Raw genomic sequence first — 9,177 nt, 5'->3', positions numbered from 1 at the left:
GCGGACCTCGGCCATGCCGGCGTCGGCGACCGCGCGGGCGAGCCGCCGGTTACGGACCATCCCGGCGACGTGCAGATCTTCGACGACGACCGTGTCGTGGGACCGGGCGAGCCGGGTCGTGAGCTTGTGCAGCCCGTTGTGGCGCTGGTTCGCGACCCGGACATGGATCGTCGCGAGCTGGGCGGCGCGCTGCCGCCGCCCAGCGCTGCCCGGCTTCGACCGGGCGTGGGCCGCGGTCAGCCCATCGCCCGTCGGCTGGTCAGGTTCGCCGACGAGGATCAGCCCGCCGACCCTGCGCGCCGGAACTGGGAGCTTGCCGGCCGCGTACCAACGGCGCGCGGTCACATACGCCACACCCTGCGACTCGGCCCACTCCTTGAGGTTCACATGACCATCATAGCTCACTATAGAGCGCCAATGACTACTGGACGAGCGACAGTTGGCACCCCCTCGTCTCCCACGGACGGGCGCCGCGGCGATCCACCGGTCACCAGGAAACGGTCGCGTGGGTTGAACGTCGAGAACGTGTCGCCAGGATCTACCATTATGGGGGCAGAGGGGTCAATCGGGGGATTCGGGCGGAGGGCTGGTGCGTTCGGCGCAGCGGGGCAGGACCGTCGGGCTCCTGCTGGCCGGTCTGCTCGTGATTGCGGTGGTGGCCCTGATCGTGGTCCCCCGGCTGGGGGGCGACGCCGGCGGCGGTCCGCCCGATGGCAACGTGCGGACCGTCCGGGTCCTGGCCGGTTCGGAGAAGCGGGACTTCTTCGCGGACCCCGCGGTGGGCGCCCGGCTCGCGGAGCTCGGCTACCGGCTGCAGGTCGATACCGCGGGCTCCAGGGAGATCGCCACCAGCCGCGATCTGACCCCATATGACCTGGCCTTTCCGGCCGATGCGCCGCAGGCCGACCGGATCAGGGCCGCCAGGAAGGTGACGAAGTCCTACGTCCCCTTCTTCAGCCCGATGGCGATCGCCACCTTCCAGCCGATCGCGTCACTGCTGCAGAACGCCGGGGTCGTGCGGATGGACGGCGGCCACCGCGTCCTGAACATGCGCGGCTACCTCGATCTGGTCGATAAGAACACCCGCTGGTCGGACCTGCCGGGGAACACCGCTTTCGAGACCGGCAAGTCCGTGCTCATCAGTTCGACGGATGTGCGGACGTCGAACTCCGCGGCGCTGTACCTGGCGATCGCCAGCTATGTCGAGAACGGCGGTAACGTCGTCGCCGACAGCGCCGCGGCGGATCGGGTGGCCGCCCGCTGCGCACCGCTGTTCGTCAAGCAGGGCTATGTCGAGCAGTCCACCCAGGAACCCTTCGACGACTTCCTCACCATCGGGATGGGGAAGACGCCGATGGCCATGATCTACGAGGCGCAGTTCGTCGCCCGCCAGCTCGCGAAGGACGGCTCCATCAGCCCCGACATGGTCCTCATGTACCCGGAGCCAACGATCTACGCGAAGCACACGGTGGTACCGCTGACCGCCGATGGCGATGCCGCCGGGCGGCTGCTTGCCACCGACCCGCAGCTGCAGCGTCTCGCGGCTCAGCACGGGTTTCGTACCGCGGATGCCGCGTACGGCCGCCGCCTGGCCACCGAACGGGGTCTCGCGCCGCCGCCGTCACTGGTCGACGTGGTGGAACCGCCCACCGCCGCCATCGAGGAACGCATGATTGACAAGATTGTGAACCAGGCGCAGGGGAGACCCGGTTGACCACGCAACCGCCGGCCGCCGACCGGAATACGGCACCTGGCAATACGTCACCCGGCGGCCTGGTGCTGACCCCGCCCGAGCCGGTGGCACCGGTGCCCCTTGACCGGGCCGAACCGGCCGTTCCGATCGATCCGGACGCCGTGGCCCGACTGGACGAGCAGGCTGGCACGTTCGCGCGCACGCTGCTGTCCATCGATGCCCACTCGCCGGCGTTCGCGTCGAAGGTCGCCGCCGTGCACCGGCTGGGGGAGAAGGAGATCCGGGAATCGGCGTCGGTGTCCAACCGGTTGCTCGACAAGCCCACCCGGGCGATGAACTCCGGGCCCTTCGACCAGACCTCGGCGGTGTCGAAGTCCCTGGTCGAGCTGCGCCGGGTCGTGGCGGACCTCGACCCCTCCCGGCAGAATCTCGACGCCCCCAGAAAGCTGCTCGGCGTGCTCCCCTTCGGCAACCGGCTGCGGGACTACTTCGCGTCCTACCGGTCGTCGCAGGCCCATCTGGACGGGATCCTGCGCGCCCTGCAGCACGGTCAGGAGGAGCTGCGCCGGGACAACGCCGCCATCGAGCAGGAGAAGCAGAACCTGTGGGTGGCGATCGGCCGGCTGCGGGAGTATGCCTACCTCGCCGGCAGACTCGACGGTGAGCTCGAAACGGGGATCGCGGCGCTCGCGGGCGCCGATCCGGACCGGGCTGAGGAGCTTCGCCGGGACGTGCTGTTCTACGTCCGCCAGAAGCACCAGGACCTGCTTACCCAGCTTGCCGTCGGCGCACAGGGCTACCTTGCGTTGGACCTGCTCCGGCGCAACAACCTCGAACTCATCAAGGGTGTGGACCGGGCGAGCACCACGACCGTGTCGGCCCTGCGCACCGCGGTGATCGTCGCCCAGGCGCTGGCCGACCAGAAGATGGTCCTTGACCAGATCTCGGCCCTGAACAGCACCACCGAGAAGATCATTTCTGGCACGTCGGAGCTGTTGCGCCGGCAGAGCGCCGACGTGCACCGGCAGGCGTCCTCGGCGACCGTCTCGCTGCGGACCCTCCAGCAGGCCTTCGCGAACATTTACGCCACCATCGACGCCATCGACGACTACCGCGCCGCCGCGCTGGACACCATGCGGACGACGGTGGACGCGCTGTCCACCGAGATCGGCAGGGCCACCGCCTACCTGGACCGGTCGGCCGCGGGCGAGATCGGCGAGCTCGGCTCGTACCCCGACGGCGGTGGCGAGCTGACGCTGCCGGGCGGCGGCCGGTGAACCGACGGCCGCCCGCGGCCCTGCTCGCGTGTCTCCTGACGGTGCTGCTCGTGGCCGCCTGCTCGGGCGGAGGCCCGGGACCGGCGGACGGGTCCGGCACCGGCGGGTCCGCAGGCGAACTCACCGTCCTCGCCGGCTCCGAACTCCAGGACATCCAGCCGCTGCTTCCCGATCTCACCCGGGCGACCGGCGTCACCCTGCGGCTGAGCTACACCGGCACCCTGGACGGCGCCGACGCGATTACCAGGGGCACCGCCCAGGCCGACGCCGCCTGGTTCGCCTCCGACCGGTACCTGCGACTGCTGCCGAACGGCGCGACGTCCGTAGCCGCGCGATCGTCGATCATGCTGTCACCGGTGGTGTTCGGGGTCCGACGCAGCCTGGCCCGGCAGTTCGGCTGGACCGGCAACCCCAACGTGACCTGGGCCGACATCGCCGCGAAGGTGGCGGCCGGCCAGCTCTCCTACGCCATGACGAATCCCGCGGCGTCGAACTCGGGTTTCTCCGCCCTGGTCGGGGTGGCGGCGGCACTCGCCGGCACCTCGGACGCGCTGCGCCCGCAGGACATCAGACCTGCCCAGCTGACCTCGTTCTTCTCTGGCCAGGCACTGACCGCGGGCAGTTCCGGTTTCCTGACCGACGCCTACGCCCGTTCCCAGGACACTCTCGGCGGCATGATCAACTATGAGTCGGTGCTGCTGGCCCTGAACGCCGGGCACCGGCTGCGCGAACCATTGGAGTTGATCTATCCCCGGGACGGGATCGTCACCTCCGACTACCCTCTCCTGCTGCTGCGGCCGGACAAGCGTGATCTCTATGACCGGGTCGTCAGCTGGCTGCGCCTGCCGCGGACGCAGCACCGGCTGCAGACTGCCACGAGCCGCCGGCCGGCCCTGCCCGGGGTGGCGTTGGACGCCCGGTTCCCGACGCGGACGCTCACCGAGCTGCCCTTCCCGGCGAGCCGGCAGGTCGCCGACCAGCTGCTGTCCGCCTACCTCGACCGGTTCCGGCGGCCCAGCCACGCCATCTTCCTGCTCGACGTGTCCGGGTCGATGGCCGGATCACGGATAGCGGCGCTCCAGGCGGCGCTGCGCGGACTCACCGGTGCGGACGACACGTTGTCCGGCAGGTTCGCCCGGTTCCGGGGTCGCGAGAAGATCACGATGATCACCTTCGCCGGCCGGGCCAACGACCCCGTGGACTTCGCCGTGAACGACCCGCGGCCGGGCTCCGCGGATCTGGCGGGCGTCAACACGTTCGTGGACGGCCTGCGGCTCCAGGACGGCACCGCGATCTACTCGGCGCTGGAGGCCGGCTACCGGGCTGCCGGCGCGGCCGTTGAGGCCGACCCCGGCTACCTCACGTCGATCGTCCTGATGACCGACGGGGAGAACAACTCCGGTATCTCGGCCGCCGACTTCCGCTCCTCCTATCAGCGGCTGCCGGCGGCCGCGCGTGCCGTGCGTACCTTCACGATCGCCTTCGGGGAGGCCGACCCGGCGGCGCTGCGGGATATCTCCGCCGACACCGGTGGCGCGGTGTTCGACGCCCGTACCTCGTCGCTGGCGGACGCGTTCAAGGACATCCGTGGCTACCAGTGAACCGCCGACGCCGCGTCCACCGCGGCTCCCGCGCCCGGCACCACCCCCGTCGGCGCCGATCCCCGGCCGGGGACAGTGGATCCTCACCTGGTTCGGTTCGGCCAAGAACATCGCCGGCTGCACATGCGCGCTCGCCGGCGCCGGCGCGAGTGCCGCGGGCCTGGTGGACTGGCCGTTCTGGCCGCCGGTCGTCGCGGCGCTCTACGCGATCGGCGCCTTGGTCGCACCGCCGCGCCGCGCCGCGGTCGCGGGCGGTGGGATCGACGTGGATGATCTGCGGGCGACGGTCGAGGCCCAGTACCGGGCCCTGATCGACCGGGCACCGGACGACCGGGCACTCGTCGCCGCCGCCGAGGAGGTCATCGGTGCGCTGCGGCAGGTCCTGGACACCCCGCACCTGCTGCGTCCCGGCTCGCCGGAGACGTTCGCCGTCGAGCGGACGGTCGCCGATTACCTGCCCACCGCGGTGGAGACCTATCTGGGGCTGCCGCGGGCCTACGCCGAGACCCACCGGCTGCCCGACGGCCGTACCCCCCGCGATGTCCTGCTGGCGACGCTGGCCCTGCTCGCCGGTGGGATGCGTGAGGTCACCGAGGCGGCCGCCCGCGGCGACACGGCCCAGTTGCTCGCGCACAGCCGCTTCCTCACCGACCGATTCGGCCCGACCGAGCTCACCCTCCCCGATCCCGCCCGGCCCGATCTCGCCCGGCCCGACCTGCCACGCATCCCGGGCCCACCTAGCCCCTGACGCCCCGGCGCACCAGGTCCGGATGTCGCATTCTCCGTGATGGGCGGTACAGGTCCCGGCGGCCTGCGACGCGCGCCAGGGTGACCAGGAGTACGACACCGGCGATCACGTAGGCGTTCGTGAGGAGGATGGTCGGGTCGCGGCGGTGCGGCCAGTTCTGGTCGTGTGGCGTGATCCACCAGACGGGGGAGGCCACGAACAACACGTAGCCGGCGAGCGCCGCTCCGACGTACCGGCGTGAGGCTCGGCCGTCGGTGCCGTCGGTGCCGTCGGTGCCGTCGGTGCCGTGGGTGGCGTGGGTGGCGTGGGTGGCGTGGGTGGCGTGGGTGGCGTGGGTGGCGAGCCAGAGCAGCGTCGGCACCGCCCACACCCAGTGGTGACTCCACGAGATCGGCGAGACCAGCAGTCCGGTGACCGCACAGGCGAGCAGGCCCGCGACGGGCTCCCCGCGCCGGTGCAGCCGCACCGCGAGCACCAGCCCGGCGACGGCGACCGCGGCCACCACCAGCCGGTGGATCTGGACGACCGACGCGCCGTCTCCCCAGATCCGGGTCATCGCGCCGGACAGCGACTGGTTGCCGGCGTACGTGACCGAGCCGATCCGGCCCGGATCCGCGAACACCCCGCCCCAGTAGGCGCGGGACGCCGCGGGTGCCAGCGCGAACGCCACGGCATGGGCCGCGAGAAACGTCCCCGCCGCTGCGATCGCCACCCGGCGCCGGCCGGCCAGCCACAGGTAGGCCACGAAGATCAACGGAGTCAGTTTCACCGCCGCGGCGAGACCTGTGAGAGCACCGGGTGGCAGTCGGGCGAACGGTGTGGACCGCCGTCCGGGCCCGGCATCGAGCCAGACCGCCAGCATCAGCAGGATGTTGACCTGCCCGAAGATGATGGTGCTGCGAACCGGTTCCGTCGCGAGCGCCGCCACCAGCAGCAGCGGCGGCGCCCAGCGCGAGCCCAGTGCCCGCCCGACCCCGGCGGCCCGCGCGGTGTCGGTCGGCGGGATGAGCCAGGCTCGCAGCCTGGACAGCAGCAGGATGAGTGCCGCGACGGTCAGCGCGGCCCAGACGACCTCAGCCACCCCCAGGGGGATGGCGGCGAACGGCGTGAACAGCACCGCCGCGATCGGTGGGTAGGTGAAGGGCAGGCCGGCCGCCGTACGCACCTGGTAAAGGGCGGACCCGTCCCAGACAGCCTGCCCCCCCAGCCGGTAGACAGCGAAGTCGGTCTGCGGCTGCGGTGCGATCATCACCGCGAGCACCACCAGCGCGGCGACGACGCCCGTGGTCACGACGGGCGCCGTCGGTCGCGCCGAGGCGACCGGCACCGGTCCCGGGCCTGCCGTCTCCCCGTTGGGGCAGGCGGTAACGGTTGCCGGGCCCATGGTTCTCGCTTGCCGCATGCGTTCGGCATAGCACCCCGAGGCGGTCCGCCAGCAGGGAGCCCGGCAGCCACCATCCGCCGTTCATCCCGGCGCCATCCGCCGGTAGCCGCCGGTAGCCGCCCGGCGCCGAGGCAGGACACCGCGGGCCGGGCCGGCGCCCGTGGGCTCCGACATCCATACAGGACAGGTATTGTTCACCGGGTGCTCCCGGGCGCGCTGCCTGTTGGCGATGTAGAAACGTCAGGCTTTATACCGGAATGGACGAGATAGAGTGCGCCGCGCCGCACGGAACCGCCCGACCGGGCGATCCTGCTCGACGCTGTTCGTCGCGCCCCGGTAGGGGCGTCGGCGGACGCCTCGACGGAGGTATCGTCCTGCTCGCGGGATGTGGGACCGCCGGATCGGTGCTGGTGGTGCTGGTGGCGGGGCGACTGGCCCTGCAGCCCGGAGTTGTGACCCCGTCACGCTGGTTCGGGCTGCTCGACCCGGTGCCGTTCGACCGCCCCTCTCCGCTACCCGCTTTTATGATCATCGGGGTGGCGTTGCTCGTCGGCGCATGGTTCCGGTTGTGCCAGCGCGCGCACCACGGCGACCTGTCGGTCCCGCGGATAGGCCTCGTCATCGGCTTCTGGGCCGTTCCGGTGCTGCTCGGCCCGCCGATCCTCAGCCTCGACGTCTACTGCTACACCGCGCAGGGGACGATGCTCGCCGCCGGGCTCGACCCCTACGCCGCCGGGCCCACCGCGCTCGGCGCCCGTCCCATCCTGCTAGCCGTCGATCCGATCTGGAGATCATCGCTGTCGCCCTACGGGCCGGTCGCCCTCGGCTACTTCCGGCTGGTGACCGCGCTTGCGGGCGGTGACGTCCTGCGCGCGGTCCTGCTGCACCGGATCGTCGCGGGGGCGAGCGTCGTCGTGATGGCGGTGTGCGTGGTGCGGGTGTCCTCCGCGGCGCGACGGCCCTGGGCGCTGGCGTTCTGCGCGGGTAGTCCGATCGTGCTGCTGCAGCTCGTCGGCGCGATCCATCTTGAGGCCATCCTGCTGGCGCTGCTTGCCAGCGGCCTGACGGCGGTGTACCGCGGCAGGCCGGTGCTCGGTCTCGTCCTCATCACCGCGGCCGCGCTGGTGAAGTGGCCCGCGGCCCTGGTCGTCGTGGTGGTGCTGGTCTGGCGGTCGGTCGCGGCGGTGAGTGCCGCTACCGCCGCGACCGCAGCCTCGGTCGGATCGGGTCGGCGTTCATCCCGGCTCCGTCGCGCCGCCGCCGTCGCTGGGCGGGATCTCGCCGTCGTGGCGAGCGTCGTCGTGGTGCTCTCGAGTCTGGTACCCGACGGCTTCGGATGGCTGCGCGCCGCGCGGACACCGGCCGCCGGACTGACCCTCTACGCCCCGACCACCTGCCTCGCCGATCTTCTGTCCGCCCTGGCGAGGATGGCCGGATCGGCGATGCGCTTCGAGGATCTGGTGGGACCCACCCGGGCCGCGGGCGTGGCCGTCGCCGCCGGGATCTTCGTCTGGCTGCTGGCGACCGTCCGCGACCGCGAACCGCATGCCACCGCCGGGCTGGCACTACTCAGCCTGGCCCTGCTCGGACCCGTCCTCTATCCCTGGTATCTCACCTGGGGCGCCGTGCTCCTCGGCCTGACCGGGCAGGCGCCGCGACGGGTGCTCGGGGCGGTCACCGTGGTCGGCTCGTTCCTGGCCCTGCCGCACTGCGAGCTGTTGTTCGTCGATCACCCGCAGGTCGCCCCCTGGTTCGTCCGGCAGGGGCCGATCGTCCTGCTCGTCGCCCTGACCTGCGGCATCGCCGTGGCCTTGGCCGCCCGGCGTCGTCTCGCCAGCGTGCCCTGAGCGCGGCGCCCGTGCCCTGAGCACGGCGCCCGTGCCCTGAGCGCGGCGCCCGTTGCGTCCGTCGCCGGGCCTCACGCCTCGTCGGCGGCCCGGCGCAACTCCTCGATGTCGAGCTTCGACATCTTCAGCATCGCCTGCATCGCCCGCTGGGACCGGCCCGGGTCGGGATCGTCAAGGAGCTCAGACAGGGCCGTGGGCACGATCTGCCAGGACAGCCCGTACCGGTCCTTGAGCCACCCACACGGTCCTGCCTCGCCACCGTCGGTCAGCCGGTCCCAGTACTCGTCGATCTCGGCCTGGGAACCGCAGCCGACCTGCAGCGAGATCCCCTCCGAGAAGGTGAACTCGGGTCCGCCGTTCAGCGCGACGTACTCCTGGCCATCCAGTTCAAACCGGACGGTCATGACCGTGCCCTCGGGACGGGGCCCGGCCGGGCCGTAGCGGGTGATGTCGACGATCCGCGAGTTCGGGAAGATCGACGTGTAGAATCTGGCCGCCTCCTCGCCCTGAGTGTCGAACCACAGACATGGCGTGATTGCTGGCATCCTCCGGTCCTTCCTGTCTGGATGAGAAGCGCGCGGCCATTTCCCGCACGAGCTTTTCCCGAAGAGCGTCGTGGTACCCCTG

8 protein-coding genes are annotated in these 9,177 nt (G+C 71.5%); 5 read left to right on the top strand and 3 right to left on the bottom strand.

Annotated elements, in window-relative coordinates; genetic code table 11:
• Window positions 1-387: transposase (locus BMG523DRAFT_RS26495; RefSeq protein WP_043591295.1), on the bottom strand; the 387-nt coding region annotated here is incomplete at its 3' end.
• 202 nt (window positions 388-589) lie between these two features.
• Here BMG523DRAFT_RS26495 and BMG523DRAFT_RS13220 point away from each other — a divergent pair.
• From BMG523DRAFT_RS13220 to BMG523DRAFT_RS25325, 4 genes are read left to right on the top strand one after another with little or no spacing between them, the layout of a single operon-like run.
• Complete coding sequence (locus tag BMG523DRAFT_RS13220) at window positions 590-1,714, top strand: solute-binding protein (protein ID WP_011437307.1); 1,125 nt, start codon at window positions 590-592, stop codon at window positions 1,712-1,714.
• Entirely contained in the window at window positions 1,711-2,970 is a 1,260-nt protein-coding gene (locus BMG523DRAFT_RS13215; RefSeq protein WP_011437306.1) for a toxic anion resistance protein, read from the top strand. Before BMG523DRAFT_RS13220 ends, BMG523DRAFT_RS13215 begins: the two co-directional genes overlap by 4 nt.
• Window positions 2,967-4,571, top strand: coding sequence for a VWA domain-containing protein (locus BMG523DRAFT_RS13210; RefSeq protein WP_011437305.1), 1,605 nt, complete (start codon window positions 2,967-2,969; stop codon window positions 4,569-4,571). The genes BMG523DRAFT_RS13215 and BMG523DRAFT_RS13210 overlap by 4 nt, the downstream gene beginning before the upstream one ends.
• Window positions 4,558-5,319, top strand: coding sequence for a hypothetical protein (locus BMG523DRAFT_RS25325; protein ID WP_011437304.1), 762 nt, complete (start codon window positions 4,558-4,560; stop codon window positions 5,317-5,319). Before BMG523DRAFT_RS13210 ends, BMG523DRAFT_RS25325 begins: the two co-directional genes overlap by 14 nt.
• On the opposite strand, the gene BMG523DRAFT_RS13200 is transcribed toward BMG523DRAFT_RS25325, so the two are convergent.
• Complete coding sequence (locus tag BMG523DRAFT_RS13200) at window positions 5,309-6,610, bottom strand: glycosyltransferase 87 family protein (RefSeq protein WP_131728919.1); 1,302 nt, start codon at window positions 6,608-6,610, stop codon at window positions 5,309-5,311. The genes BMG523DRAFT_RS25325 and BMG523DRAFT_RS13200 overlap by 11 nt on opposite strands.
• Before the next feature lie 350 nt (window positions 6,611-6,960).
• Between BMG523DRAFT_RS13200 and mptB the strand changes: the two genes are divergently transcribed.
• On the top strand, window positions 6,961-8,550 hold the full coding sequence (gene mptB / locus BMG523DRAFT_RS13195) for a polyprenol phosphomannose-dependent alpha 1,6 mannosyltransferase MptB (protein WP_011437302.1): 1,590 nt from the start codon (window positions 6,961-6,963) through the stop codon (window positions 8,548-8,550).
• A 71-nt stretch (window positions 8,551-8,621) separates the two neighbouring features.
• Here mptB and BMG523DRAFT_RS13190 read toward each other — a convergent pair whose 3' ends face one another.
• Window positions 8,622-9,095, bottom strand: a complete 474-nt coding sequence (locus tag BMG523DRAFT_RS13190) for a VOC family protein (RefSeq protein ID WP_011437301.1) — start codon at window positions 9,093-9,095, stop codon at window positions 8,622-8,624.
• Between the last annotated feature and the right edge of the window lie 82 nt (window positions 9,096-9,177).

The sequence above is a fragment of the Frankia sp. BMG5.23 genome, assembly GCF_000685765.2.
In the GTDB taxonomy this organism is placed as follows: domain Bacteria; phylum Actinomycetota; class Actinomycetes; order Frankiales; family Frankiaceae; genus Frankia; species Frankia casuarinae.
The sequence above is the reverse complement of the archived record's forward strand: the minus strand, read 5'-3'. Positions and strand labels throughout refer to the sequence as shown.